Genomic DNA, 25,853 nt, shown 5'->3' on the forward strand with positions numbered 1-25,853 from the left:
GAATGCAAGTAGCTGTATCCGTAATCATTCCGGTCTACTGCGGCGCGCAGTGGGTCGAAACCTGCCTACAATCGTTCCAGCGGCAGACCCTTGAGTCTGAAAAATTCGAGCTCGTTCTCATCTTCAATGGGCCGGAGGATGGCGCTCGCGAAATTGTTGGACGTTTTTCCGAACGACATCCGGATCTAAATATGGTCCTGTTGCGAGCTGAAACAGCCTCGGCGTCTCTTGCGAGAAACGTTGGGGTAGAGCACGCCCGCGGTGAGTATATAACCTGGGTCGATTGCGACGACTGGGTATCCGAGAACTACCTGGAGCTCCTGAGCTTTGCAGCTCATCGTCGTATCGTGCCCGTTGCCCAGATCGTGGATGTGCTTCCAGATGGAACCAGGGATGAGTCGTCGGCAATCAATGTCGACATACTTTCTAGGGCCGAAGGGTTGGTTGCAGCGAAGGCATTGAGGCGAATGATGACGATTGTGGCGTGCAAGCTAGTCCCGCGCGCGGTGGCCATGGAAACGCCGTTCGATTGTTCACTTAGGAGTGGCGAGGATGTTGCTGCTTTCGCCAGAATTTTTGCGGCAGCCGGACTCAGGTTTGACGTAACGCCCGCGTTGGCTGGCGCAAAGTACTATCGTCTTCGCCGCGAGGGGTCTGTTTCACGGCAAGTTCCGAATTTCGACTTTTCTGTGGCCCAACGTTTGGATGTCATCGAGTCCTTGAATGAGACTCTGAAGCTTTATCCTGGAAAGCTGGACGAGACCATAAAGGGTCTTATCAACTCCCAGACGCATTTTATGCGCCGATACCTCGAACTGAATCCTTCCGAGTATCAGCGTGTCGCGGACCTAGTAACGTCGGCGTACCCGGCATACTTTCCATGGGAGTTGTTCAACGGCTCGGCTGACAAGCTCGTCGTGGCATATAACTTCGCCCCCTACGCCGACACTGGAGCGGTAGTTGCCGCCAAGCGCATCCGCAATGAGGCAAACGTTGTCGACGTAATCTCGAACCGGATGGATGGTGCCCGCAAGAAGGACGACGACATCCTTAGCCTGGTTCGGCCCTATATACGGGATACTGTCAGTATTGACTTGCCGGTTGCCTTTGGAAGTTGGTCTACCATAGGGCAGTTTGTCGCTCGGGGGATGGAGATAATTCTGGCCCGTTTTGATGGGCGCCCCACCTATCGTGAGTTGTATAGCCGGGCGATGTGGCCTGCTTCGCACTTTTTGGCCGCGATCTACAAGATTCGCTTTCCTCATGTCAGGTGGACGGCGGAATTCTCGGATCCGTTGTCGATCGATAGCGTTGGTTGTCGACGTCAGGGTCTAGTCGGGATCGATGAGATCAGCGAGGAACTGCTGGACGCCCTGCCGGAGAGTATCCGAACAGGGCTTGCGGAAACTAGGAATCTGTTCGAGTGGGCCGAGATCGTCCCTTACCTGCTTGCCGATGAGTTGGTTTTCACGAATCCGAATCAGCTGGAGGTGATGAGTTCTTGCTTGGCCCGGCCGGAGATCAGAGAGGTTGTTCGCGAAAAGGCAACCATCAGTCCGCAGCCAACGCTTCCTGAGTGTTTCTACAGAATTGGCAACCCGGCGATCCTCATGGACGCTGCCACAGCGAACATCGCCTACTTTGGCGACTTCTACTCAACGAGAGGGTTGGAGGAAGTGCTTGATGCGTTGGGTCGGCTCGACGCTCGGGCGCGAACTCGGGTTAAGCTGTATGTCTTCACGTCGAACGTAGCCCGGACAAAGGCTGAATTTCAGACGCGCGGATTGGCCGACGACACCGTTTCAGTGAACGAGTCCATCCCGTACTTTGACTTCCTAGCGGCACTGAATAGGTTCGATTGCCTGATCGTAAACGACGCTAGGACGCGCGATCATTATTCGGTTAATCCATATCTTCCATCCAAATGGAGCGATTATTCTGGCTCCGCCTCGGCAAAATGGGGGATAGTGGAGCGTGGGAGTTCGCTCGCCGCGGTTCATCACCTCGATTTCAAGACCTTCCTCGGGGACGTTGCGGCTGCGGAGGAGGTGTTGTCCGAGTTGATTTCGCGGAAGATGCCGGGAGATACCTATCGAGCCCGGAAGAAGGCTGCAGAGTAGGTCGTTCCGTCCGAATCCTTTCAGAGCCCCCGATGTGAATTTTATGTTCCGCCGACCTTGGACCGCGATGGTTTTGGTCGTCAGTTGTGTCGATCCAGGAAAGTTGAGGAATTGTGAGGGGCGGTTGCACTACCGGCGCCCCAGCGGCCTCAAGGGATGCATATCTATGGTACGGAGAAACCATTTTGAGGAAGATAGGAATATTCGGGGCTGGCGGGCATGCTCGAGAGATTCTTGGTTTGCTGGATGACCTCGGCATGCTCAGTCGGGTATCGAGCTTTGTTGAAAGCGATGAATTGTGGAACGAACGTAGTGTCGCAGGATTTTCTGTCAAACGTCTATCGCAGTTTGATTGCATGTCTCACGACGTTGTGATCGCGATCGGCGACTCATTTGGGCGGCGCGCGATTCGTGCGGCTCTCCCCAGCGATGTGCGCTATCCCATTTTAGTCCATCCCACAGTGGTTCGCGGCAGCCGCATCGAGATGGGTCCAGGTTCAATTATCTGTGCCGGCAGTGTCCTGACCTGCGACATCGTACTTGGAGAACACGTTCACCTGAACAGGACGTCGAATATTGGTCATGACTGCGGGATAGATAATTTTGTAACCACGGCGCCCGGGGTCGTGATTGGGGGCAACTGCACCGTTGGTGAAGCCACTCAGATTGGTGCGAGCGCGTGTGTACGGGAAAGGACCAAAATTGCGTCCGAGGTTGTAATAGGAATGGGAGCAGTTGTCGTATCGTCAATTCACGAGACCGGCGTCTATTTTGGCAACCCTGCAAAGAAGCGAGTCCTGTGAAGCGAGAGCAACCAAACGCAGAATCTCGATTCCGGCAGTTGGTTGCTCTATGTCGAAGTGAGAAATTTCGCTTTCTGGCGGTAGGTGCTTGGAACACCTTGTTTGGTTATATCGTCTTCTGTTTTGTGCATATATTTTGGGGTGGCCTACTTGGTGTGATCGGCACCCTCATCACCTCTTATGCTATTGCTCTGCCCCAATCATTTTTGACCCAGCGCCTGCTTGTCTTTCGCGCCGCGGGGGCTTGGCCCCGGGAGCTGAGTCGATTTTCGCTAGCAAGCAGTGTTATATTCACTTCCAATCTCGTTTTTTTGCCAGTCGCTGTTCACGCCACGGGCTCCGATCCCGCGGTTGTCCAAGCGGCATTTATGGTGCTATCAACTTTCGTTAGTTACCTCACCCACAAGCATTTTTCATTCAGTCGGTAGAATTTAATGAAGCGAATTCCATTGCTAGTGCCGCAGATGCCGAGAGCGGAGCAGTTACTTCCGTATCTTGTTCGAATCGATAGGAATCGGCAGTACACCAATTTCGGACCGCTAAACGCCGAGTTTGAACGTCGACTCATAGTCGATTCCGCCCCGGGTCTCGGAATAGGTAACATTACGACGGTTTCAAACTGCACAGTCGGGCTCGAGCTCGCTTTGCAAGCTTTGGACCTGCCGCCACACGCGAAAATTTTAATTCCAGCCATCACATTCGTGGCGACGGCAACAGCAGTCATTCGAGCCGGGTTTATCCCAGTGATTGGAGATGTTGACCCGGATACTTGGTGCCTGTCCCCAAGCTTGGCCGAGGCCGCGTTTCGTTCAGACGCAATCGCGGCAGTGATGCCCGTTGCGACATTCGGGAGACCGCATAACGTAGATGAATGGGATGCGTTCACTGGCCTGACTGGTGTGCCGGTCATTATTGATGCTGCGGGTGCTTACGGAAATCAATCGGTTGGTACCTCGACGGACGTAGTCTATAGTTTCCACGCGACCAAATCGTTTGGCGCGGCGGAGGGAGGCGCCGTCATTTCATCAAATAAAGATCGAATCCGAATGATCCGCCGCTTAGCAAATTTTGGGATAGATACGACTGATGGCCGGCTTCAAGCGGTTGGTACCAACGGTAAGATGAGTGAGTATCACTGTGCGGTTGGACTTGCGTCCTTCGATGAGTGGGCAGAGACAAAGAGCGCACGAATCGAACTCTACGCACGCTATAGTGAATCACTGCGTCGTACCTGCTCGTCGCTAACCTTTCAGGAAAAGCCGGTTGACGGCATATATCCACTCATGCCGGTATTACTGCCTCCCGGCGTGCTTGCCATCGACATTTATAAAGATTTGTTGGAAAGCGGGGTGGAAACCAGACGCTGGTACTGCCCGCCGCTGCATACTCATCCAGCGCTCATGGACATGCCTGTCATAGGAGAGCTGTCAGTCGCTGAGGATATGGGCAGCCGGATTCTTGGACTTCCTTACTATATCGGAATGAGTGATGTAGATATTGAGTTTGTATGTGATCGCCTGGACGCTGCGCTTTGCGAGCGACGAGAGAAATATCAGTGAAAAAAATTAGCTATGTAGTCCCCGTCTATCACAATGAAGGAACTATTGTTCTCACTTGGCAGGCTATCAAAAAGCTTTTTGATGCTCAGTTAGTCGGCTATTTGTACGAAATAGTTTTTGTTGACGACGGGTCTGCTGACGGATCTTGGGCGGAGATGTGCGAAGTTTCTGCGCAAGATGAGAATGTAGTACTCGTCAAGTTCACTAGAAATTTTGGACAAGTTCCCGCAATTATCGCCGGCTACCAGCGAGCTGCTGGTGACGCCGTCATCAATATGTCTGCTGATCTCCAGGACCCCGTGGAATTGACGGTTGAGATGGTGCGTAGTTGGGAGCGTGGTTCTGAGATAGTAGTTGGTTACAGGCAGGACCGGGAAGATTCGTTCGTCGCGCGCACCTTTTCCCGACTTGCATACGGCGCGCTACGGTTATCCAACAAGGAAATCCCCGAAGGCGGCTTCGATTTTGTACTGATGGGTCGACGCGCTATGGGGTCTTTTCTGAGTTATCGAGGGCGTAACCGGTTTTACCAGGGAGACATATTATGGGCGGGTCACAGCGCAGCTTTCTTGCCTTATACCCGAAGAAAACGACCGGTTGGAAAATCGCAGTACAGTTTCAGCAAAAAACTTAAGCTCTTCTTTGATTTTATTCTTGATGGGTCATACCTTCCCATCAGGTTGATGTCAATTTGTGGCGTAGTCATTGCAGGACTGGGGGCTTTGTATGCTGTAGCGATCGCCGTATCGTGGGCTTTCGGCGGCACTCCGTTTCCTGGCTGGGCCCCGCTGATGGTTGTTGTGTTGTTGGTTGGCGGGGCAATCATGCTGATGTTAGGGGTGATTGGCGAATACCTTTGGCGAATACTCGATGAGATCAAGGCGAAGCCCCTCTATATTGCGGAGAAACCTGCAGCGTCCATTGACCCTTGACAGCAGTGCCACCTATCAGAGTGAGCTCCAACATGTTTTTTTCATTTCAGCGGCTAGCAATTTACGGCGCGCTATCGGTTCTCGGTCTTTTCTTTCTTCTAGTTCTATCTGAGAACGCTAAATATATTTTTGACGCCGCGAACCCAGCGATGCTGGCTCGCGGGCTTGTTTTGTGCTCGCCTCCTCTTGCAACAATTGCTGTGCTACTAATCAGGCGAAGCGCATTTAGTCCGATTTGGTATGTGAGTGGCACAATTTTTTTCATAATCTGGGCGAGTGCCGCATATGGCATGCTGGTACCCACTGTATTGGTTAGCGATTTTCGTGCGATGTGGATTGCGGCTGAAAAGTTGGCGGCCACAGACTTCACAGGCGTTGCTACTGTGTATGAGCAACGGGTCGCGCTTCTGCTGGTTCCCGCGCTGAAGATCTTCGGTTCCGAGCTCTGGGTGTTACATGCTTTAAACACGGCGTTAGCGATAGCCATTTGGGCGCTGTGCTACGATGCCATACGTATATGGTCAGGGCATTATCCTGCGCAGATAATGTCTGCAATACTAGTTTGTGCCCCGGAACTTATGATGTCGTTAATGATTCCGACCCACGATCTATGGGGTTGTTTCTTTCTGGCGGTGTGGTTCTGGGCGGCTGCCAGATCGCTGCGTCGAATGGATGATTGTGCCTCGAACCTTCGAGTACTGGGTTGGAGCTTGTTTGTAGGCGTCTGCGCTGCGTTTCTGCAGGTACAGCGCGAGTTCGGATATTTTGCGATCGGTTCGATTGGCGTTGTGCTCGCGGCCAGGGCGGGCTGGAATCCTAAAGCAGCCAAGTTCAAGCTCCCTGCACTTTCACTGCTATGTGTGGTGCTAGCGTTTTCCGCAAGTTCCATGTTCATCAAGCGGGCTGATCTGGTCGAGCCCGTAGCCGGCGCCGGAATAAATGGCAGTGATTTTCGAATGACATACCGGCTTGGTAGCTTCACGCCATCCTATAGCACCGGTAAGTATGCATATGGAAAGGCATATCTGGAAACCTTCATTAAGGGTAACGATGCAGCGGCGTCGTTGTCCCGGTCTATCGTCGTTTCTGACTTGGCTGATAACCCCGATGGACGGGCCGCAGGTGTCCTGCACAAGCTGCGGATACTCGCGCGTATCGGGAGCCAATCATATTTCTATGCGGCCGAGAGGGGGCCTGAGGTTCGGCGCACGCTTATGTTCTGGAGCGCGTTGTATGCCGTGATGCTTTCTGTGTTGGCTTTGTTGGCAGTTCTCCAGTTTTTCAGTGTTTCGACCCTACCCGCTCCTGCCTTATTGATCACGCTATTTACGGGGTCAGTTATTGGTGCTCTTGCCTTGGTAGCTGAGGTGCAGAGTCGCTATATATTTTTCATCTGGTTGAGCTTGTCAGTAATCATTGGCTATGGCGCGTCATTGCGACTCGAAGGAGGTCACAGTATCCGCCACTTGGGTCGGAGTGGTTTCGGGGTTTTTGCATTGTGGGTCGGAATCTTCGCGTTGTACTTTGGACTTTCCGCACTGGTTTCCGTTGGTTACGCTACGCGCGATGGTCGTATCATTACAGAATGGAGCCATCCAGACGGACGTGACGCAGGAGTTGAAGTGGGGGAAAAGCTTAGCTTCCTCAAACAAGCTGGATACGACCGAGACGTGGGGTTGGGAGGTGCAGCGTTCACCATGGAAATTCCAGGGAGTGGAGAAAACTCACGGGTGGACACGATCGCCTGCGACTATGGGGATGCATCCTTTGGTTTTCACTACGCCATTAGATCGCTCGCTCCACGTGCGGAAGTTCCCATCCGGATGCGCGTCCTGGTTGACAACATTGTTGTGTGGACAGGTGAAACTCCTAGTGGTGAATCCGGATTAGTGAACGCGCCGATTGTTGCGAGCACCGGTTGCCATAGACTGGCTATAGTCCTGGATGCGCCGCTCGCGTCAACAGCTGTGACGGAGGACGGATTGATCGAGATCTATTACCCTCGGCTAATCTTCGACTGAGGGTAGTTCGCTGCGCTCAAGACTGGTCGCTGCGGTTTTCGTGACGAAGGTCTTCACCTTGCCAAGGGAGCGCATCCATCGAGCAAAATCTCAACGCATCAAAATGATGCGTTGAAATAAGCACCCCAGGCTCCAGGATCTGCCCGCCGTCAAAGTGCGGTATTGGCGACGATCGATGCGATGCGATTCGCGGACTCACCGTCGCCATAGGGGTTGAGCGCGCGTGCCATCGCCGTATAGGCTTCGGGGTCGTCCAGCAAGTTCGTTGTTTCCGTCAGGATGCGTTCCAAGGATGTCCCCACGAGCCGCACCGTGCCGGCGTCCACCGCCTCGGGGCGTTCGGTGTTGTCGCGCATCACCAGGACCGGCTTACCCAATGACGGCGCCTCTTCCTGTACACCGCCCGAGTCGGTGAGGATCAAGTATGAGCGCATCATCAGGTAGACAAATGGCAGGTAGTCTTGCGGGGCAATCAGGTGGATCCCATCGGTACCGGCCAATATACGATTGACGGGTTCCTGCACATTGGGGTTCAGGTGCACGGGGTAAACAACCTGGACGTCACCACGGTCGGCCAAAGTGCGCAATGCAATGCACATTTGCTCAAAACCGGTGCCGAAGTTCTCGCGGCGATGGCCGGTGACGAGCACCAGGCGCTTGTCGGGATCAAGGAACGGGAAGCGAGCCTCCAGCTCACCTCGCAGGCCGGCGTCGTCTTCGATACGGCGGACTACGTCAAGTAGCGCGTCGATCACGGTGTTGCCGGTGACATGGACGCTTGTGGCGGAGATACCTTCAGCCAGCAAGTTGTCCCGAGACAACGGCGTCGGTGCGAAGTGCAATGCGGTCAGCGGCGCGGTGAGGCGGCGATTGCCTTCTTCCGGCCAAGGGGAGTACAGGTTTCCGGTACGTAGGCCGGCTTCGACGTGTCCGATTGGTATCCGCTGGTAATAGGCGGCCAGTGCCGAGGCAAATGTCGTGCTGGTGTCGCCATGTACGAGAACGAGATCGGGGCGTCGGCGGGCCATGACTTCACTCATGCCGGCGACGATACGGCCGAACAGCTCCGGCAATGTCTGCCCGGGTGTCATCAGGTCAAGATCTTCGTCGGGAACGAGGCCAAACAAATCAAGTACCTGATCAAGCATTTGCCGGTGCTGCGCGGTGACTGCAACGATCACCTCGATGTTGGGGGTAGACCGGAGCGCTGATACGACCGGGGCCATCTTGATAGCCTCCGGACGAGTTCCGAATACCACCATCACCTTTTTCTTTGCAGTCATTTTTTGCTTTCTCTAAACGTAAATAACTCCGGGCTGTCAGGTGGCCCCGGAATAATATGGATTACAGCGCCACCTCTATCTCCGGCAGAATCTTGAACAGATCCCCCACCAGGCCAATATCCGCAATCTCGAAGATCGGCGCATCGCCGTCCTTGTTGATCGCCACGATGGTGCCGGCGTCCTTGATACCGGTCAGGTGCTGGATAGCGCCGCTGATACCGATCGCGATATAAAGCTCAGGCGCGATGATCTTGCCGGTCTGGCCGACCTGCATCTCGTTGGGGCAATAGCCAGCATCAACCGCCGCGCGCGAGGCACCGACCCCCGCACCGAGCTTGTCGGCGAAGTCGTAGATGATCTTGAAGTTTTCCTCCGAGCCGACGCCGCGGCCGCCGGAGACCACGCGCTTGGCGCTCTGCAGGTCGGGGCGGTCGGATTCGCCGGCGGCGAGGCCGACATAGCGGGTGTGGGTCGGCAGCTCGACGTCGGCCGATGCGGCTTCGATGCTCGCATTGCCGCCGGTTGCCGCTTCCTGCCAGGAGGCGGTGCGCACGGTGGCGACGACGGGGTGCTCGGCTGGTGCTTCGACGGTGATGATGGCGTTCCCGGCGTAGATGGGGCGCTTGAACACGTGGCTGGATTCGATCGCCATGATGTCCGACACCTGGGCCACGCCGAGCAGGGCGGCGACGCAGGGCATCAGATCCTTGCCGAAGGTGGTGCTCGGGCCGAACACGTGGCTGTAGCCGTCTGCCAGCTTGGCGACCTGGGGGGCCAACACCTGGGCGATCGCGTGGGCGTTGGCGTCGTTGGTGACGGTCAGGACCTTGGCGACGGCGGCGATCTGCGCGGCTTCGGCGGCGACTGCGGCCGGGTCGGCGGCGAGCACGACGATGTCGATGCTCTGCGGCGACAGCGCTTGCGCGGCGGTGACGCACTTGGCGGTGGAGGCGTTGAGCTTGCCGTCCAGGTGTTCGGCGATGATCAGGACTTTGGGCATCGAGATTTCCTCTGTAGGGCGGGTTTTAACCCGCCGTTTGACGTTGCGGGGTGGCGGGTTAAAACCCGCCCTACAGCAGCCCTTTGGATTTGAGTGCCGCGACCAGTTCGGCGGCGTCCTTGACCATTACGCCCTTGCTGCGTTTCGGCGGCGGGGCGTAGTGGGTGGTCTTGAGGGTATCGCCGGTGTCGACGCCGAGGTCGGCGAACGCGATGGTTTCCATCGGCTTGCTCTTGGCCTTCATGATGTCGGGCAGCTTGATGAAGCGCGGCTCATTCAGGCGCAGGTCGGTGGTGATGACGGCCGGCAGGTCGACTTCCAGGGTTTCAAGGCCCGCATCCACTTCGCGGGTCACGGTGGCCTTGGCATCCGCCACCTCCAGCTTGGAGGCAAACGTCGCCTGCGGGCGACCCCACAACGTGGCCAGCATCTGGCCGGTCTGGTTGGCGTCGTCGTCGATTGCCTGCTTGCCCAGGATCACCAGGTCCGGCTGTTCTTTTTCGATCAGCTTGACGAAGGCGCGCGCAGCGGTCAGCGACTGGATGTTCTGGCCGGCGTCGACCACCACGTGGATCGCGCGGTTTGCGCCCATCGCCAGGCCGTTGCGCAGGTGGGCCTGTGCATCGGCCGGGGCGATGGTGGCGACGATGACTTCGGTCGCGATGCCCTTGTCACGCAGGCGCAGGGCTTCTTCCAAGGCGATCTCGTCGAACGGGTTGGCCGACAGCTTGACGCCGTCGGTGACCACGCCGGAGCCGTCCGGCTTGACCTGGATGCGGACGTTGAAGTCCACCACTCGCTTGTAGGCGACAAGGATTTTCATCGTTGTGGGGGTTCCTTGATTGATACGGGGCCAGCCGATTGGGAACGGCATGCAGGCCCGGAAGTTGCCCATTCTAGCCGAGCGGGGCGCTGCTCGCAGTAGCCGGGGTAGCCAGTTCGGCTATCCTTTCAGGCGACACTTTTTCGGGAAAACCAGCATGCTGCATCCAGTCGTACTCAGTGGTGGCAGCGGCACCCGGCTATGGCCGTTGTCGCGGCAGAACCAGCCCAAGCAGTTCCTATCGCTGATCGGTGAGCGCTCGCTGTACCAGGAGACGATCCTGCGCGCGAACGGTCTGCCCGGGGTGCAGCCGCCGGTCACGGTGTGCAGTGAGTTGCATCGCTTCATGGTGGGCGAGCAGCTGCAGGCCATCGAGGTCGCCAGCGGCGGCATCGTGCTGGAGCCGGTCGCTCGCAACACCGCCCCGGCGATCGCCTTGGCGGCGCTGCACGTGTTGGCGACCGATCCCGACGCGACCTTGCTGGTGATGCCGGCCGATCACCTGATCGAGGATGAGGCGGCGTTTCGGGTCGCCGTCGCCGGCGCGCTTGAGCTGGCGAAACAGGACTGGCTGGTGGCGTTCGGCATCACCCCCGATTACGCCGAAACCGGCTACGGCTACATCCTGCGTGGCGAGGCATTGGGCGAGGGCGGTTTCAGGATCGAGCGCTTTGTCGAGAAGCCTGGCCAGGAGACGGCCGAGCGTTATGTGTCCGAGGGCAGTTATGCATGGAACTCGGGCATGTTCCTGTTCCGCGCGCAGCGTTACCTGGACGAACTGGGCCAGCACGCACCGGCCATCGTGGCGGCGGCGCGCGCGGCTTGGGCAACCTCCAGCTCGGACCTGGACTTCATCCGCATCGACGAAGCGCCGTTTGCCGCCAGTCCGGCCGATTCGATCGATTACGCGGTGATGGAAAACACCGACCGTGCCGCCGTGGTGCCGGTAAGCTGCGGCTGGAGCGACATTGGCTCGTGGTCGTCCTTGTGGGCGGTCGCCGAGCACGATGCCGATGGCAACCGCGCCGAGGGCGACGTGATCTCGGTGGATACCAGCAACAGCCTGATACGGGCCGCGGAGCGGCGTCTGGTCGCGACCATCGGGGTCGAGGATCTGATCATCATCGACACGCCCGATGCGACCCTGGTGGCGCACAAGGACCGGGTGCAGGACGTCAAGACCGTGGTCGAGCAACTCAAGGCGGCCGGCCGCAGCGAACACCTGTTCCATCGCAAGGTGTACCGGCCGTGGGGCAGCTATGACTCGATCGGGGTCGGCGAGCGCTTCCAGGTCAAGCGCATCGTGGTCAAGCCCGGTGCGGCGCTGAGCCTGCAGAAGCACAAGCACCGTGCCGAGCACTGGGTAGTCGTGTCCGGCGTCGCCGAGGTGACCTGCGACGAGCGGGTGTTCGAGCTGCGAGAGAACGAGAGCACCTTTATTCCGCTTGGCAGCGTGCACCGGTTGCGCAACCGCGGAACCGAGCCGGTTGAGCTGATCGAGGTGCAATCGGGCGGCTACCTGGGTGAGGACGACATCGTCCGGCTGGAGGATGTGTACGGGCGGTCGTAGCGGGCGGCTCGTAGCGAGGGTGTCCGAAAGGCCACTTCGGCGAGGCGCAATGCTCGCGGTAGACTGGCGTCATCCCGTACCAGGAGTCGTCCCATGGCCCAGGCCAGTACCGTATCGACCAAGATATTTCCCGATGCCAAGGCCGCGCTGGACGGCGTGGTCGCCGATGGCCAGACCCTCGCCGTGGGTGGCTTTGGCCTGTGTGGCATCCCCGAGGCGCTGATCGAGGCGCTGCGCGATTCGGGCGTCACCGGTTTGACCGCGATCTCCAACAACGCCGGTGTCGATGGTTTCGGCCTCGGCCTGCTGCTGGGCACCCGGCAGATCCGCAAGATGGTTTCGTCCTACGTCGGCGAGAACAAGGAGTTCGAACGCCAATTTCTGGCCGGCGAACTCGAACTTGAATTCAACCCGCAGGGCACGCTGGCCGAGCGCCTGCGCGCGGGTGGCGCAGGCATCCCGGCGTTCTTCACCGCGACCGGTTACGGCACGGTGGTCGCCGAAGGCAAGGAGACCCGCGAGTTCGACGGCAAGCACTACGTGATGGAGACCGCGCTCAAGGCCGATGTGTCGCTGGTCAAGGCCTGGAAGGCTGACCCGTCGGGCAACCTGGTGTTCCGCAAGACCGCCCGCAACTTCAACCCGGCGGTGGCGATGGCCGGCGCAGTCTGCATCGTCGAAGTCGAGGAGATCGTCGAACTCGGCGCGATCGACCCCGACCACGTGCACCTGCCCGGTATCTACGTCGACCGTATCGTCCACAACCCGACCCCCGAGAAGCGGATCGAGCAGCGCACCGTGCGCGAAGGAGATAAGTAATGGCCTGGTCCCGCGAGCAGATGGCGCAGCGCGCCGCGCAGGAACTCACCGATGGCGCGTACGTCAATCTCGGGATTGGCCTGCCGACCCTGGTCGCCAACTACATTCCCGACGGCGTCGATGTCTGGCTGCAATCGGAAAATGGCCTGCTCGGCATCGGTCCCTTCCCGACCGCCGAGGAGATCGACGCGGACCTGATCAATGCCGGCAAGCAAACCGTCACCGCACGTTCCGGCGCCAGCTACTTTGGCAGCCACGACAGCTTTGCGATGATCCGTGGCGGCCACATCGACCTGGCGATCCTGGGCGGGATGGAGGTCACCGACAAGGGCGACCTGGCCAACTGGATGGTGCCCGGGAAGATGGTCAAGGGCATGGGCGGCGCGATGGACCTGGTCGCCGGCGTCAAGCGCGTGGTTGTGCTGATGGAGCACACCACCAAGCGCGGCGAGCCGAAGATCCTGTCCGAATGCACGCTTCCGCTGACCGGCGTCGGCGTGGTCAGCCGGATCATCACCGACCTGGCAGTGATGGACGTCACCGCGGACGGGTTGAAGCTGGTGGAGTTGGCGCCGGATGTCGGCAGGGAAGAGCTGCAGGTGAAGACCGGCTGCCCGTTGTTACTGACTCAGTTCACGCCGGGGTGACGGCCGCGACAGTGAGGCCGAGTGGGTATCGGCCGGACATCGACGGGCTTCGCGCAGTCGCCGTCCTCAGCGTAGTTTTCTACCACATCAAAAATACCTGGGTGCCCGGAGGATATGTCGGGGTAGACATCTTTTTTGTCATTTCCGGCTTTCTGATCACCCGAAACATCTGGAACGAACTGCAATCGGGTAAGTTTTCGCTGGCCGATTTTTACCTGCGGCGGATCAGGCGAATTGCCCCCGTATTTTTTGTTGTCACGGCAACCACCTTGTTGGCTGGTGCGTTGCTATTGCTCCCAGCCGATCTTTTGAGGCTTTCGATATCTGCGATCTGGGCCTCGTTGTCCGCAGCCAACATCTACTATTGGAAGTACCTGGATACCGGTTATTTCGCCGCCGCGTCCGCAGAAGAGCCGTTACTCCACATGTGGTCTCTGGGGATAGAAGAGCAATTCTATCTGGTCTGGCCTGCCCTGCTGATGCTGCTTGCACTGGTTTCGCGGCGCCGGATGGTGACGATTGCTGCAACTGTATTGATCTGTGTGGGTTCGTTCGTAGTTGCTGAGCTGACGAATGTCAGTGCACCGAAGTTCGCTTATTATATGCTGCCAGCCCGTACCGGCGAGTTAATGATGGGGGCGTTGCTGGCATTTTACGCATGCTGGGCTGCGAAAGAGAAAGATCTTCCGTTAAATTGGCAGGTATGGGTCGGCGAGATAGCCTCGGTTCTTGGGCTCGGGCTGGTCGCGTTCTCGCTTTGGTGGCTAGACGATGCCTCGCCGTTTCCCGGTATTAATGCGGTCTATCCTTGTCTGGGTGCGGTTCTGATCATACTGTCGGGACAATGGGGTTCGAGGCTTACTGGATCACTGCTTACTTTACGTCCCGTGGTTTATATCGGACTGATTTCCTACTCGCTGTATCTTTGGCATTGGCCGATACTCGCTTTCATTCGCTACTTCTATGGTGAGGTGAGCCTCGGTCACGCGGCGATTGCGTTTGTAGCAATGTTGATTTTGTCTGTCGCCAGCTATCGTTTTGTTGAGCGACCGACACGGCGATCTCGATTACCCCCGCTAAAGCAAGTTCTAGCGATGTTGGTCCTGCCGGTTACGGTAGTTTCGCTCAGCGCAGGTTTTCTGATTCGCAGCGATGGGCTGAAGTCCGTGATTGAGTCATCGGGCCAGTACATGGCGTCCATGGCCACCTTGAACCGGCAAACAAGCGCGGCGAGCCGGAATGTATATCCGTGCATGGATTCGAAGCTTCCGATGGAAGCGGCACTCGCCAGTGAGCCTTGTGTCCTGGGGGCAAGATCGGGCGGAGAGTCGATCATGCCGAAGGTGTTCCTCTGGGGTGACTCGAATGCTGGCCATTATATTGGGGCGCTAAAGGCGATTGCGGAGCAGGATGGATTTTCGTTCAGATATGCGAGCCTCTCCACCTGCCCTGCGCTGTTTGGCTCCGGTGAGTTTGGCGCGCCTTACGCACGGGATCGTTGCGATTCTTTCCGGCAATCAATCCGGACATATTTGCCGGACTCGGAAATCGAGACCGTAGTGTTGGCGTCGCAATGGGCAGTCCATCAGCGGGCTCCAGGATTCAGGAAAGCTCTGGGCAGAACCATTGAAGAGCTGAAGGCTGCGGGGAAAAACGTACTTCTTCTCGGACAGGTCCCGGGTTTTGTTGGTTACAACAAAGACTGTGCTTTACGTTGGGCGCGAATTTCGACTGCGAGATGTGAGCAACAACAGTCAAGGAGTGAAGCTGGTAATTTCGCAATAAATAGGTATATGGATGAAATCGCGGACGGGGATGCGATGGTCGACTATGTCGATATTCATGAGGTGCTCTGTCAAGAGGGGCGATGCTCGCCTTATATTGATCAAGTTCCGGTGTACTTCAATCCAACGCACCTGAGTAGTACGGGCTCCTATTTGATAGGAAAAACGATCTTGGAGTCGCATCAGCACGACCGCTGGCTCGCTGCGTTCTCGAAAGTAATTCCACGATCGCGCGCGATTCTTGTGGGTGGCTATCAGCCTGGCTTTCCCTACAAGATCAGATCACAACGTCACGTGCGCCGCGACAATGGAGTAGTCCAACATGTTGTAATCACCGAATACATCGGCATTGACGAAGACGCCGTCGTAACAACGCTTCGGGACGAGCTCGGCAAACGTGGCTTTTCAATCGATGGACCTGTTTCAAAAGGCAACGCGAAACGTTGGGTCGCCAGGCGAGGGACGTACGACATGGTCATCGATATCACTTCGGATCCTGCCATCGAATTGGTATCTCCGGGAGCTCGAGGCATTGCTTACTTCGCTTGGAAAGATGAGCGTCTGCGGTAAGGGGTTTGCGGCCGACGGTTTCGAGCCTGAGGCTATATCGTCTTTCCCCGCCCCACCAAGTTGGCCAGATACTGGCCATAGCCGTTCTTTAGCAGCGGTTCGGCCAGCTTGAGCAATTGCTGGTTGTCGATCCAGCCGTTCTGCCAGGAAATCTCCTCGGGGCAGCAGATCCGCAGTCCCTGGCGGGCTTCGATGGTCTCAATGAAGGTCGAGGCCTGCAGCAGCGACTGGTGGGTGCCGGTATCGAGCCAGGCCGAGCCTCGCCCCAGGGCTTCCATGTGCAGTGCACCGTCATCCAGATAGAGGCGGTTGAGATCGGTGATCTCCAGCTCGCCGCGCGGCGACGGCTTCAGCGACGCGGCGCGGTCGCATACCGTGGCGTCATAAAAGTACAGCCCGGTGATCGCGTAATTGGAGCGCGGCTTGGCGGGCTTTTCCTCAATGCCGAGGACCTTGCCCTGGGCGTCCAGTTCGGCCACGCCATAGCGCTCCGGATCGGTGACGTGGTAGCCGAAGACGGTGGCGCCTTCGGTACGGGCGCTGACGCGACGCAGGGTATCGGTCAGGCCCTGGCCATAGAAGATGTTGTCGCCCAGCACCAGGCAGCTGGGCTGGCCGGCTATGAAGTCGCGGCCGATGGTGAATGCCTGCGCCAGGCCGTCGGGACTGGGTTGCACGGCGTACTGGATGTCCAGGCCCCACTGCGAGCCGTCGCCCAGCAGGCGCTGGAACAATGCCTGCTCGTGCGGGGTGTTGATGATCAATATCTCGCGGATCCCGGCGAGCATCAACACGCTCAGCGGGTAGTAGATCATCGGCTTGTCGTACACCGGCAGCAGTTGCTTGCTGATGCACTGGGTGATCGGGTACAGCCGGGTGCCGGAGCCGCCGGCCAGGATGATGCCCTTGCGTGTCATGGTCAGTCTTCCTGTCCGAGGCGTTGGAGGCGGTAGTCGCCATCGAGGATCCGTTGGGTCCAGTCGGTGTTGTCGAGGTACCAGTCCACGGTGTGTGCGATGCCTTCCTCGAAGCTCAGCGCCGGCTGCCAGCCCAGCTCGGATTCGATCTTGCTGGCATCGATGGCATAACGCCGATCGTGCCCGGGGCGGTCGCGGACATAAGTGATCTGGCTGGCGCGCGGTTGGCCATCGGTGCGGGGACGGCGCTCGTCGAGCAGGCGGCAGATGGTCTGGACCACGTCGATGTTCTGGTACTCGGCGTTGCCGCCGACGTTGTAGGTCTCGCCCACGCGACCGGCCTCCAGCACCCGCACGATCGCGCTGCAGTGGTCTTTGACGTACAGCCAGTCACGCACGTTCTTGCCGTCGCCATAGATCGGCAACGGTTCGCCGGCGACGGCCTTGGCGATCACCAGCGGGATCAATTTTTCGGGAAACTGGTAGGGGCCGTAATTGTTGGAGCAGTTGGTGGTCACCACCGGCAGCCCGTAGGTGTGGTGGAAGGCGCGGACCAGATGGTCGGACGCGGCCTTGGAGGCAGAGTAGGGGGAGTTGGGCGCGTACGCGGTGGTCTCGGTGAACTTGCCTTCCGCGCCGAGCGATCCATAGACCTCGTCGGTGGACACGTGCAGGAAGCGGAACGCCGGCTTGCGACCGTCGGGCAGGTCGCGCCAATAGTCGCGGGCGCACTCGAGCAGGCCGAGGGTGCCGACGACGTTGGTCTGCACGAACTCGGCGGGACCGTCGATGGAACGGTCGACGTGGCTCTCGGCGGCGAAATTGACGATCGCGTCGGGCTGGTGCTCGGCCAGCAGCGTTGCGACCAGCGCCCGGTCGCCGATGTCGCCCTGTACGAAGACATGGCCGGGATTGCCGTCCAGCGACTTGAGCGTGTCCGGGTTGCCGGCGTAGGTCAGCAGGTCGAGATTGACGACCTTGATGCCGGTGGCCACCGCGTCAAGCACGAAGTTGCCGCCGATGAAGCCAGCGCCGCCGGTGACGAGCCAGGTTTTTTGGGTCATTGATTGGTCCTTCAGTTGAGTCTTTGCCGCGCCGTTCTGATGGTCCGAACAACGCTATTTGTTTCCGTTCCGGTCATTCCGGTCATTCCGGTCATTCCGGTCATTCCGGTCATTCCGGTCATTACCGCGTCGCCTCCGTCATCCGCGTGGCGTCTTTCATCCCGCATAGCTTCGGTCATCCCCGCATAGTCCGTCATCCCCGCGAAAGCGGGGATCCAGTGACTTCAGGCCCCGGAACGGCAAAGGCACTGGGTTCCCGCTTTCGCGGGAATGACGGGGGAATGACGGAATGACGGAATGACGGAATGACGGAATGACGGAATGACGGAATGACGGTGATTGTGCGGGGATGATGGCAGTTGTTCAGATCTTTGCTAATGCCCTTCGCGCTCATGCTGGTTGCCACTGGTCAGGATCCAGCCGGCGAGCTCGTCGGTGACGGTCTGCAGGGATTGCTCGAATGCGTTGACTACGTCGCCGATGTCCGCGCTCGCCGCTGGTTGCGCTTGCACGAACGTACGGGCGGCGACGATTTTCTGGTCGGGGGCATGCAGCAGCTTGGCATTGAGCTCGATCGTCGCGGCGGGATTGGCTCCGCCGGCATAGTCCGAATCGAACCGGCGCAGGTCCAGCACCAGCTTGTAGTCCGCATTGACCCCGGCGCCCTGGCGGGCGATGGCGCGCAGCTTGCCCGAATCCTCCAGCGTTTGCAGCAGGGCGTCCTCGACCATCTCGGTGGGCACCTTGGCCCAGCGTGCGCCCTTGTAGATCTGCAGTTCGTTGGCCGTCGGGCGCACGGTGATGCGCAGGTTGTCGGTGCTGCGCGAGGCGTTGGCAGGCGTCAACGAGAGTTGCCAGTCTGCGCTGGGCCAATCGGCCTGGGGCGTCACGTGCGGGTCAAGCGTATAGATGGTGGAGGCTTCGCGGGTGCCGGCACCCAGGATCGAGCAGCTGGCAAGCGTAATCGCCAGCGCAGCAGCGGCGAGCACGCGCGCGGTGCCGTGCCACTGGTGGGCGTTATCGGGACGGTGGGCTTCGGTAGCCGGTGGGCAGGTCGGTTTCATTCTGGCTCAAACTCCTTCGGACCATCGCGGCCGAGCAGGTAGCGGGTCGGATTGTTGTCCAGGCGGTCACTCATCCGGCGCAGGTCGCCCACCAGTGAGCGCAGTTCGCCCAGGGTCGGTCCCAGTTGGGCCAGCCCGTCGTTGGCAAAACTGTTGATCGCGTTGCGGTTCTCGCCGAGGATGCCGTCGGCGCTGGTTGCGGCCGAGTCCAGCCGGGTCAGGGTGCCGTCCAGCTTGTCGACCAGTTGCGGGAGTTTCTGTATCAGTTCGCGGTCCACGTCCAACACCACCTGGTTGGTGTTGGCCAGGGTCGCCTGCAGCTGTTCACTGGCCTCGCGTGCGTTGACGATCAGCGCGCCAAGGTCCTCGCGCTGGGCGGCAATCGAGCCGGTCATGGCCTCGATGTTCTCCAGGGAGTTGGACACCCGCGCCACGTTCTCTTCGCTCAGGACCTGGTCGAGCCGGGCGACCAGCCGGTTGGCGGTGTCGGCAATGTTCTGCAGCGCGGACGCTTCGGTCTGGATGACCGGGAAATCGCTCTTGTCCACGTCCGCCAGCCGCGCGCTGGCCGGGTCACCGCCGGTGAGCTGGATGATCGGGCTGCCGGTGAGGCTGGTCATCGACATCTTGGCCCGGGTGTCGGTCTTGACCGGCGCATTGGCCTGCACCCGCAGCAGCGCGCGGACCCGGCGCGGGTCGTCGGGCGCCAGGCTCAGCTTCTCCACCGTGCCTACCGAGATGCCGTTGTACTGCACGCTGCTGCCTTCACTCAGGCCGGTCACCGGCTCGTTGAATATCACCAGATACTCCTGCCAGGTTTTCTCGGAGGAGTATTTTGCCGCCCACAATGCGAACAGCAGCAGCGACAGGGTGGCGATGATAGTGAAGGCGCCAATCAGGACGTAGTTGGCCTTGGTTTCCATCAATCAGTTGCCTCTTTGAGCCGTGCCGGGTTGCCGCGCGCTGTCTGGGCGGCGCGTGCGCGTGGACCATGGAAATACTCGCGCACCCAGGGGTGATCGAGCCGTTCGATCTCGGCCAGTGGGGCGCAGGCAATCACCTTGCGGTCCGCCAGCACCGCGATCCGGTCGCAGATAGCGTAGAGGGTATCGAGGTCGTGTGTGATCAGGAACACGGTCAGCCCGAGCGCCTGCTGCAGGGTGCGGATCAGGCGGTCGAACGCGGCGGCGCCAATCGGGTCCAGGCCGGCGGTCGGTTCGTCCAGGAACAGCAGCGGTGGATCCAGCGCCAGTGCACGCGCGACTCCGGCGCGTTTTCGCATCCCGCCGGACAATTGCGACGGCAGCTTGTCAATGGCATCGGCGGGCAGCCCGGACAGCTTCACCTTCAACAGCGCGAGCTCGTACAGCAGCGATTCGGGCAGGTCGCGGTGGTATTCCTTCAACGGCACCTGCACGTTCTCGCCGACGGTCAGCGACGAGAACAGCGCGCCGTCCTGGAACAGCACTCCGGTATTGCGCTCGATCTGCCGGCGGACGTTGTCATCGGGGCTGCGCGCATCGATCCCGAGTACCTCGATCGCGCCTTCGTTGGGCCTGCGCAGTCCCAGGATGGAACGCATCAGCACCGATTTGCCGGTGCCCGACCCGCCGACCACACCGAGGATCTCGCCGGGCAATACGTCCAGGTCCAGATCGTCGTGCACGAGCTGGCTGCCGAAGCGATTGACCAGCCCGCGCACGCGGATGATCGGTTCGGCGCTCACCAGCCCATCTCCATGAACCAGATCGCGAAGAACGCGTCCAGGATGATCACCACGGAAATGGCCTGGACCACGCTGGAGGTGGTGCGCTCGCCAACCGACTGCGCCGTGCCTTCCACCTGCAAGCCTTCCAGGCAACCGATCAACGCGATCAACATCGCAAATACCGGCGCCTTGACCAGACCCACCCACAGGTTGCTCAGCTCCATCGTGTCCTGCATCCGGACCAGGTACTGCTGCGGCGGGATGTCCAGGCCGAACGCACCGACGCTCAACCCGCCCAGCAGTCCGGCCACCATCGCCACGAAGGTGAGCAACGGCAGCATCACCAGCAGCGCCAGCACGCGCGGGATCACCAGCAGGTCGACCGGGTCCAGCCCGAGGGTACGCATCGCGTCGACCTCCTCGCGGCTGACCATCGCGCCGATCTGCGCGGTGAACGCGCTGGCGGTGCGGCCGGCCAGGATGATCGCGGTCAGCAAGACTGCAAACTCGCGCATGAAGGCGATGCTGACCAGGTCGACCACGAAAATCTCCGCGCCGAACTCGCGTAGTACGTTCGCGCCCAGGAAGGCGACCACCGCGCCGACCAGGTAACACAGCAAGGCCACCAGTGGCACCGCATCCAGGCCGACCTGCTCCATGTGGAAGACGGTCGCGGTGGGCCGGAACCGGCTAGGCTCCTTGATCAGCCGCAGCAACTTGACCAGCACCTCGCCGAGGAAACCGACCAGAGCGAGGAATTCCCGCCAGTTGTTGGTGACCGCGCGTCCCAGCCGCGCCAATGCGTCGTAGACGCCGTACTCGCGCCGGCGCGGCGGCCGGTCGTCGGCGACATCGTCGATTGCCTCGACCAGTGCCTGGTGGTCGGGACGAAACCGGAAATGGGTGAAGTCCAGATTGCGCTGACTGGCGAAGCGCAACAGGTGCAGCACGCCAAGCGAGTCGAGTCGCTCCACCGCGCACGCATCCAGGAAGGTGATGCCAGGCGGCACCGTCTCCAGGCAGTCGCCGACCTGGCTGGCATACTCCAGCGTCCACTGTCCCGCAAGCCGCAGGCAGCCGGGCGTGCGGTCGTCGGATTCGATCGTCGGCGGCTGGACTGAGAGCGGCTTCATGAGTGTCTTGGCAGGATACACGGGCCGCCGGGATCGAGCCGCGAACTTCCGGCTGGGAACGCTGTTGGTCCGTGGCCTCGCCGTGCGATGCTTGCCCGATGACGACCCCGCTGCCGCTGCCAAGCACCTCCGATGCCTTCCCGCTGAGCAACGCCAGTTATCCGGACCGCATCGCCTTCATGGTGGAACTGGCCGAGCGGCTGCATATCTACGGCACCACCGCCCAGCGGCTGGAGGGCGCGTTGCTGTCGGTGGCCGAGCGGCTGCGCCTGGATTGCGAGCCGTGGGTGAGTCCAACGGCATTGATTCTGTCGTTCAGCGATCCGCAGCGCCTGACCGGCGCCAGCGACATTACCCGCGTGATCAGGTTGCCGCCCGGTGACAACGACCTGTATCGCCTGGCCGAGACCGACCGCATCGCCGAGGCACTGATCGGCGGCGAGATGGATCTTGCGACCGCATTCGAGGCCATGAACGCGCTCGACGCGCCACCCGGCTGGAAAGGGCGGTTGGCCCAGATAGTGGGCTACGGGCTGGTCGCCGCCGCCGTTGGCGGGATGTTGCGGTTGCCATGGCTGGATATCGGCGTGGCCGGTTTCAACGGCCTGGCGATCGGCCTGTTGACCCAGTTGGCGGAATCGCGCCCGCGCCTGCGCGAGGCTTCCGATGCGGTACTGGCGATGATCGCGACCATGGTGGCGGTGCTGGTGGCGAGTTTCATCGCGCCGTTGAACCAGAACACGGTGATCATCGCCTCGCTGATCGTGTTGCTGCCGGGCCTGACCCTGACCAATGCGATGAACGAGTTGACCAGCCAGCATCTGGTGTCCGGCACCGCGCGTGTTGCCGGCGCGTTGACCACGGTCCTCAAGCTTGCGCTGGGTACGGTGATCGCGTTGTACCTGGCCAACTTGATGTCGCTTGAGCCAGCGGTGCGCGCGCTGCGGCCGCAACCGGACTGGGTGGAATGGGTGGCGCTGGTCGCCGCGTCGCTGTCATTTGCGGTGCTGTTCCGGGCCAAGGCCAGTGATTACCCGTTGGTGATGGTGGCAGCGGCCAGCGGTTACCTGATCTCGCGTTTCGGTGGGCTGGCCTGGGGCGCCCCGGCCGGCATCTTCCTGGCGGCGCTGGTGATGACCGCAGCCGGCAATGCCTATGCGCGCTGGTTCCATCGGCCCGGGACCATCGTGCGGGTGCCCGGAATCATCTTGCTGGTGCCCGGCAGCGCGAGCCTGCGCGCCTTGCTGGACCTGCTCCAGCAACAGGACATGGGGGTCGGGGAGGAAGCGCTGTTGGGAGTGTTGAATATCCTGCTGGCGGTCGTCGCCGGTTTGCTGTTCGGCAACCTGTTGCTACCAACGCGCCGGAATCTCTAGGACAACTGCCGTCATCCCCACAGCAAACCGCCATCCCTGCAACAAACCGTCATCCCTGCAACAAACCGTCATCCCCACAGCAAACCGTCATCCCCACAGCAAACCGTCATCCCTGCAGCAAACCGTCATCCCCACAGCAAACCGTCATCCCCACAGCAAACCGTCATCCCCGCGAAGGCGGGGATCCATGGACGTGGGCTCGTGAAGAACAACGTCCTTGGACTCCCGCCTTCGCGGGAGTGACGATTCGGAACGACTGTCCAGAACCAAGAATGCCGGCGCATGGCCGGCATCCTGGGGGAAACCGGCCATAGCCGGTTTCTATTTTTCATCCACGTTTCCGTTCAGGAATGGGACGCGGATTAACTGCTCGTGCCGGCACCCGCGTTCTTCTCGATCAGAAACTCGTCACGGTTGCGACCGCTGTCGGTATACGCCGCCAGCCACAATGGCTGCCTGCCGCGACCGGTCCAGGTGTTGTCTGCGTTGGATGGATCGCGGTATTTAGGAGCGACCTTGCCCGTCGATTTGCGGGTTTTCTTTACCGCGGTACCGCGCGGAGCACGCGCGACAGTGGCTGTGGCGCCGGTACCGAACAGCTCATCGATGGTGTATCCCTCGTTTTTTGCCTGCTGGGTCAGCTTCTTGCGGACCTGTGCCAGCGGCTTGCGCTTGCTCAAGGTGGTCTTGCGCTTGCGCGCCTCGGTGATCAGGGCTCCGAGCTCTTTCGCGGACATTGCGTTGATATTGATCGACATTGGAACCTCCAAGGGTTGATTAACTCGGGCCACGCCATGGCCTGCCGCGCAATGGTAGTCGCGCAGCAAGCGTTAGTAAATACAGGTGTTTATTCCCGACACCCTTAAATTCAGGTTCAAAGGAGCCCTGCGGCTTTCAACCCGGATTGTTCGACCCGGACTGTTCAACCCGGGTCGGCAATACCCAACTGCGTCCGCAATGCCGCCGCCGCCAGATTGACCGATTCGCTGGCCCGGCGATGGCGATACTCAAAGGTTCCCGCGGCCAGGCCCCGCTCGGACACGACAATCCGATGCGGGATACCAATCAATTCGATATCGGCAAACATCGTGCCCGGCCGCAGGCCGCGGTCGTCCAGCAGGGTCTGGATGCCGGCGGCATTGAGCTCGGCGTACAGAGTTTCGGCCGCCTCGCTGACGGCAGGATCCTTCTTCGGGTTAATGATGCAGACCGCCGCCAGCCACGGCGCCATCGCCTCCGGCCAGGCGATGCCGTTATCGTCGTGGTTCTGCTCGATGGCCGCCGCGACGATCCGCGACACGCCGATGCCGTAACAGCCCATGGTCGGGGTGGCGGCCTTCCCGTTTGCGTCCAGCACGGTGCAACCCATGGCTTCGGCATAGCCGCGACCCAGCTGGAATATGTGGCCAACCTCGATGCCGCGCGCGATGTCGAGCGTCCCGTGGCCGTCAGGCGAGGGATCTCCGGCCACCACGTTGCGGATATCGGCAACCAGCGCAGGCTCGGGAAGATCGCGGCCCCAATTGACGCCGGCCAGGTGGAATCCTTTCTGGTTGGCGCCGACCACGAAGTCGGCCATGGCAGCGACGCTGCGGTCGGCAATCACGTGGATGCTGCTTTTGGGAGCGACCGGCCCGAGGAACCCCGGCTCGCAGCCCAGCGCATCGTGGATTTCCGCCTCCGTGGCGAGCCGGTAGCCGGCCATTCCGGGAAGCTTGGCCAGCTTGATCTCGTTGATGGCGTGATCGCCGCGCACCAGTGCCATCACAAGTCCGGTCTCGCCGACCATGACAACGGATTTCACCGTGTGCGTCAGCGGGATGTCGAGCAGCGTTGCCACCGCTTCACAGGTGCGCTGGAAAGGGGTCTCGACCTGGCGCATGGTCTCGCCCGCCGCGGCGCGTGCCTCGGGGGCCAGCGCTTCGGCCAATTCGGTATTGGCCGCATACCCGGAGCCGTTGGAGAACGCGATCGCATCCTCACCGGAGTCGGCCAGCACGTGGAACTCATGCGACGCGTTGCCGCCGATCGCGCCGGTATCGGCAAATACGGCGCGAAACTCCAGGCCCAGGCGTTTGAATATCCGGCTGTAGGCGTCATGCATGACCTGGTATTGGCGGTCCAGGTCGGCATCGTCCAGATGGAAGGAGTACGCATCCTTCATCAGGAACTCGCGCGCGCGCATGACCCCGAACCGCGGCCGGATCTCGTCACGGAACTTGGTTTGTATCTGGTAGAACGTCACCGGCAGTTGCTTGTAACTGGCCAACTCGCTGCGCGCAAAGTCGGTCATGACTTCTTCGTGGGTCGGGCCGACGCAATACCAAGCGTCCTTGCGGTCCTGCAGTTTCAGCAGTTGGCCGCCAAATTTCTCCCAGCGTCCGGTTTCCTCCCACAGCTCGCGCGGCTGCACCGAGGGCATCAGCATCTCGATGGCGCCGGCCGCCTCCATCTCCTCGCGCACCACGCGCTCGACCTTGCGCAACACGCGCAGGCCCAGCGGGGACCAGGTGTAAAGCCCGGAGGCGAGTTTGCGGATCATTCCGGCCTTCAGCATCAGCTTGTGGCTGATGATTTCGGCTTCGGCCGGGATCTGCTTGCTGGTATGGAGGTGAAACTGCGACAGACGCATGGGCGGAGTTCTTGCCGGAGGGATCGGG

At 60.1% G+C, this 25,853-nt stretch carries 22 protein-coding genes; 11 read left to right on the forward strand and 11 right to left on the reverse strand.

Annotation, left to right across the window (positions count from 1 at the left end):
• Nucleotides 1-2 precede the first annotated feature (2 nt).
• The 6 genes from ACW7G1_RS02915 to ACW7G1_RS02940 all read left to right on the forward strand — a co-directional run bounded on the left by ACW7G1_RS02915 (nt 3) and on the right by ACW7G1_RS02940 (nt 7,435).
• Complete coding sequence (locus tag ACW7G1_RS02915) at nt 3-2,120, forward strand: glycosyltransferase (RefSeq protein ID WP_456978264.1); 2,118 nt, start codon at nt 3-5, stop codon at nt 2,118-2,120.
• A 185-nt stretch (nt 2,121-2,305) separates the two neighbouring features.
• Nucleotides 2,306-2,923 (forward strand): NeuD/PglB/VioB family sugar acetyltransferase, encoded by a 618-nt coding sequence (locus ACW7G1_RS02920; protein ID WP_456978265.1) that lies wholly within the window; start codon nt 2,306-2,308, stop codon nt 2,921-2,923.
• On the forward strand, nt 2,920-3,351 hold the full coding sequence (locus tag ACW7G1_RS02925; RefSeq protein ID WP_456978266.1) for a GtrA family protein: 432 nt from the start codon (nt 2,920-2,922) through the stop codon (nt 3,349-3,351). Before ACW7G1_RS02920 ends, ACW7G1_RS02925 begins: the two co-directional genes overlap by 4 nt.
• A gap of 6 nt (nt 3,352-3,357) precedes the next feature.
• The gene (locus ACW7G1_RS02930; RefSeq protein ID WP_456978267.1) at nt 3,358-4,482 is read left to right on the forward strand and encodes a DegT/DnrJ/EryC1/StrS family aminotransferase; all 1,125 of its coding nucleotides are present in this window, start codon (nt 3,358-3,360) and stop codon (nt 4,480-4,482) included.
• The gene (locus tag ACW7G1_RS02935) at nt 4,479-5,414 is read left to right on the forward strand and encodes a glycosyltransferase family 2 protein (protein WP_456978268.1); all 936 of its coding nucleotides are present in this window, start codon (nt 4,479-4,481) and stop codon (nt 5,412-5,414) included. The genes ACW7G1_RS02930 and ACW7G1_RS02935 overlap by 4 nt, the downstream gene beginning before the upstream one ends.
• A 290-nt stretch (nt 5,415-5,704) precedes the next feature.
• Nucleotides 5,705-7,435, forward strand: coding sequence for a hypothetical protein (locus tag ACW7G1_RS02940; protein WP_456978269.1), 1,731 nt, complete (start codon nt 5,705-5,707; stop codon nt 7,433-7,435).
• Nucleotides 7,436-7,584: 149 nt separating this feature from the next.
• On the opposite strand, the gene wecB is transcribed toward ACW7G1_RS02940, so the two are convergent.
• The 3 genes from wecB to ACW7G1_RS02955 all read right to left on the reverse strand — a co-directional run bounded on the left by wecB (nt 7,585) and on the right by ACW7G1_RS02955 (nt 10,541).
• Nucleotides 7,585-8,718: a non-hydrolyzing UDP-N-acetylglucosamine 2-epimerase gene (gene wecB, locus ACW7G1_RS02945; RefSeq protein ID WP_456978270.1), complete on the reverse strand. Its 1,134-nt coding sequence runs from the start codon at nt 8,716-8,718 to the stop codon at nt 7,585-7,587.
• A 61-nt stretch (nt 8,719-8,779) separates the two neighbouring features.
• Nucleotides 8,780-9,718: an electron transfer flavoprotein subunit alpha/FixB family protein gene (locus tag ACW7G1_RS02950; RefSeq protein ID WP_456978271.1), complete on the reverse strand. Its 939-nt coding sequence runs from the start codon at nt 9,716-9,718 to the stop codon at nt 8,780-8,782.
• A gap of 70 nt (nt 9,719-9,788) precedes the next feature.
• Nucleotides 9,789-10,541 (reverse strand): electron transfer flavoprotein subunit beta/FixA family protein, encoded by a 753-nt coding sequence (locus ACW7G1_RS02955; protein ID WP_456978272.1) that lies wholly within the window; start codon nt 10,539-10,541, stop codon nt 9,789-9,791.
• Between the two features lie 157 nt (nt 10,542-10,698).
• On the opposite strand from ACW7G1_RS02955, the gene ACW7G1_RS02960 reads away from it, so the two are divergent.
• The 4 genes from ACW7G1_RS02960 to ACW7G1_RS02975 all read left to right on the forward strand — a co-directional run bounded on the left by ACW7G1_RS02960 (nt 10,699) and on the right by ACW7G1_RS02975 (nt 15,931).
• Complete coding sequence (locus ACW7G1_RS02960) at nt 10,699-12,111, forward strand: mannose-1-phosphate guanylyltransferase/mannose-6-phosphate isomerase (RefSeq protein WP_456978273.1); 1,413 nt, start codon at nt 10,699-10,701, stop codon at nt 12,109-12,111.
• A gap of 93 nt (nt 12,112-12,204) precedes the next feature.
• Entirely contained in the window at nt 12,205-12,930 is a 726-nt protein-coding gene (locus ACW7G1_RS02965; RefSeq protein ID WP_456978274.1) for a CoA transferase subunit A, read from the forward strand.
• The gene (locus ACW7G1_RS02970; protein WP_456978275.1) at nt 12,930-13,577 is read left to right on the forward strand and encodes a CoA transferase subunit B; all 648 of its coding nucleotides are present in this window, start codon (nt 12,930-12,932) and stop codon (nt 13,575-13,577) included. The genes ACW7G1_RS02965 and ACW7G1_RS02970 overlap by 1 nt, the downstream gene beginning before the upstream one ends.
• A complete protein-coding gene (locus ACW7G1_RS02975) occupies nt 13,574-15,931 on the forward strand; it encodes an acyltransferase family protein (RefSeq protein ID WP_456978276.1) in 2,358 nt (785 codons plus the stop codon). The genes ACW7G1_RS02970 and ACW7G1_RS02975 overlap by 4 nt, the downstream gene beginning before the upstream one ends.
• Nucleotides 15,932-15,963: 32 nt before the next feature.
• On the opposite strand, the gene rfbA is transcribed toward ACW7G1_RS02975, so the two are convergent.
• The 6 genes from rfbA to ACW7G1_RS03005 all read right to left on the reverse strand — a co-directional run bounded on the left by rfbA (nt 15,964) and on the right by ACW7G1_RS03005 (nt 21,817).
• Entirely contained in the window at nt 15,964-16,848 is an 885-nt protein-coding gene (gene rfbA, locus ACW7G1_RS02980) for a glucose-1-phosphate thymidylyltransferase RfbA (RefSeq protein ID WP_456978277.1), read from the reverse strand.
• Nucleotides 16,849-16,850: 2 nt separating this feature from the next.
• On the reverse strand, nt 16,851-17,912 hold the full coding sequence (gene rfbB, locus ACW7G1_RS02985; protein WP_456978278.1) for a dTDP-glucose 4,6-dehydratase: 1,062 nt from the start codon (nt 17,910-17,912) through the stop codon (nt 16,851-16,853).
• 374 nt (nt 17,913-18,286) lie between these two features.
• A complete protein-coding gene (locus ACW7G1_RS02990) occupies nt 18,287-18,976 on the reverse strand; it encodes an ABC-type transport auxiliary lipoprotein family protein (RefSeq protein ID WP_456978279.1) in 690 nt (229 codons plus the stop codon).
• Nucleotides 18,973-19,899, reverse strand: a complete 927-nt coding sequence (locus ACW7G1_RS02995; RefSeq protein WP_456978280.1) for an MlaD family protein — start codon at nt 19,897-19,899, stop codon at nt 18,973-18,975. The genes ACW7G1_RS02990 and ACW7G1_RS02995 overlap by 4 nt, the downstream gene beginning before the upstream one ends.
• A complete protein-coding gene (locus ACW7G1_RS03000) occupies nt 19,899-20,723 on the reverse strand; it encodes an ABC transporter ATP-binding protein (protein WP_456978821.1) in 825 nt (274 codons plus the stop codon). Before ACW7G1_RS03000 ends, ACW7G1_RS02995 begins: the two co-directional genes overlap by 1 nt.
• Nucleotides 20,699-21,817: an MlaE family ABC transporter permease gene (locus ACW7G1_RS03005; RefSeq protein WP_456978281.1), complete on the reverse strand. Its 1,119-nt coding sequence runs from the start codon at nt 21,815-21,817 to the stop codon at nt 20,699-20,701. The genes ACW7G1_RS03000 and ACW7G1_RS03005 overlap by 25 nt, the downstream gene beginning before the upstream one ends.
• Nucleotides 21,818-21,933: 116 nt before the next feature.
• Here ACW7G1_RS03005 and ACW7G1_RS03010 point away from each other — a divergent pair, with 116 nt between their 5' ends.
• Nucleotides 21,934-23,193 (forward strand): threonine/serine ThrE exporter family protein, encoded by a 1,260-nt coding sequence (locus tag ACW7G1_RS03010; RefSeq protein ID WP_456978822.1) that lies wholly within the window; start codon nt 21,934-21,936, stop codon nt 23,191-23,193.
• A gap of 362 nt (nt 23,194-23,555) precedes the next feature.
• On the opposite strand, the gene ACW7G1_RS03015 is transcribed toward ACW7G1_RS03010, so the two are convergent.
• Nucleotides 23,556-23,951 (reverse strand): H-NS histone family protein, encoded by a 396-nt coding sequence (locus ACW7G1_RS03015; RefSeq protein ID WP_456978282.1) that lies wholly within the window; start codon nt 23,949-23,951, stop codon nt 23,556-23,558.
• A 164-nt stretch (nt 23,952-24,115) separates the two neighbouring features.
• Entirely contained in the window at nt 24,116-25,825 is a 1,710-nt protein-coding gene (locus tag ACW7G1_RS03020) for a proline--tRNA ligase (protein ID WP_456978283.1), read from the reverse strand.
• Between the last annotated feature and the right edge of the window lie 28 nt (nt 25,826-25,853).

The sequence above is a fragment of the Lysobacter sp. A378 genome (genome assembly GCF_054052125.1).

Bases quoted from the DNA above. Each gene is read 5' to 3' on its own strand.
- ACW7G1_RS02915 (WP_456978264.1), top strand. From the start codon at position 3: ATGCAAGTAGCTGTATCCGTAATCATTCCGGTCTACTGCGGCGCGCAG.
- ACW7G1_RS02930 (WP_456978267.1), top strand. From the start codon at position 3,358: ATGAAGCGAATTCCATTGCTAGTGCCGCAGATGCCGAGAGCGGAGCAG.
- ACW7G1_RS02940 (WP_456978269.1), top strand. From the start codon at position 5,705: ATGCTGGTACCCACTGTATTGGTTAGCGATTTTCGTGCGATGTGGATT.
- wecB (WP_456978270.1), bottom strand. From the start codon at position 8,718: ATGACTGCAAAGAAAAAGGTGATGGTGGTATTCGGAACTCGTCCGGAG.
- ACW7G1_RS02950 (WP_456978271.1), bottom strand. From the start codon at position 9,718: ATGCCCAAAGTCCTGATCATCGCCGAACACCTGGACGGCAAGCTCAAC.
- ACW7G1_RS02955 (WP_456978272.1), bottom strand. From the start codon at position 10,541: ATGAAAATCCTTGTCGCCTACAAGCGAGTGGTGGACTTCAACGTCCGC.
- ACW7G1_RS02960 (WP_456978273.1), top strand. From the start codon at position 10,699: ATGCTGCATCCAGTCGTACTCAGTGGTGGCAGCGGCACCCGGCTATGG.
- ACW7G1_RS02965 (WP_456978274.1), top strand. From the start codon at position 12,205: ATGGCCCAGGCCAGTACCGTATCGACCAAGATATTTCCCGATGCCAAG.
- ACW7G1_RS02970 (WP_456978275.1), top strand. From the start codon at position 12,930: ATGGCCTGGTCCCGCGAGCAGATGGCGCAGCGCGCCGCGCAGGAACTC.
- rfbA (WP_456978277.1), bottom strand. From the start codon at position 16,848: ATGACACGCAAGGGCATCATCCTGGCCGGCGGCTCCGGCACCCGGCTG.
- rfbB (WP_456978278.1), bottom strand. From the start codon at position 17,912: ATGACCCAAAAAACCTGGCTCGTCACCGGCGGCGCTGGCTTCATCGGC.
- ACW7G1_RS02990 (WP_456978279.1), bottom strand. From the start codon at position 18,976: ATGAAACCGACCTGCCCACCGGCTACCGAAGCCCACCGTCCCGATAAC.
- ACW7G1_RS02995 (WP_456978280.1), bottom strand. From the start codon at position 19,899: ATGGAAACCAAGGCCAACTACGTCCTGATTGGCGCCTTCACTATCATC.
- ACW7G1_RS03005 (WP_456978281.1), bottom strand. From the start codon at position 21,817: ATGAAGCCGCTCTCAGTCCAGCCGCCGACGATCGAATCCGACGACCGC.
- ACW7G1_RS03015 (WP_456978282.1), bottom strand. From the start codon at position 23,951: ATGTCGATCAATATCAACGCAATGTCCGCGAAAGAGCTCGGAGCCCTG.
- ACW7G1_RS03020 (WP_456978283.1), bottom strand. From the start codon at position 25,825: ATGCGTCTGTCGCAGTTTCACCTCCATACCAGCAAGCAGATCCCGGCC.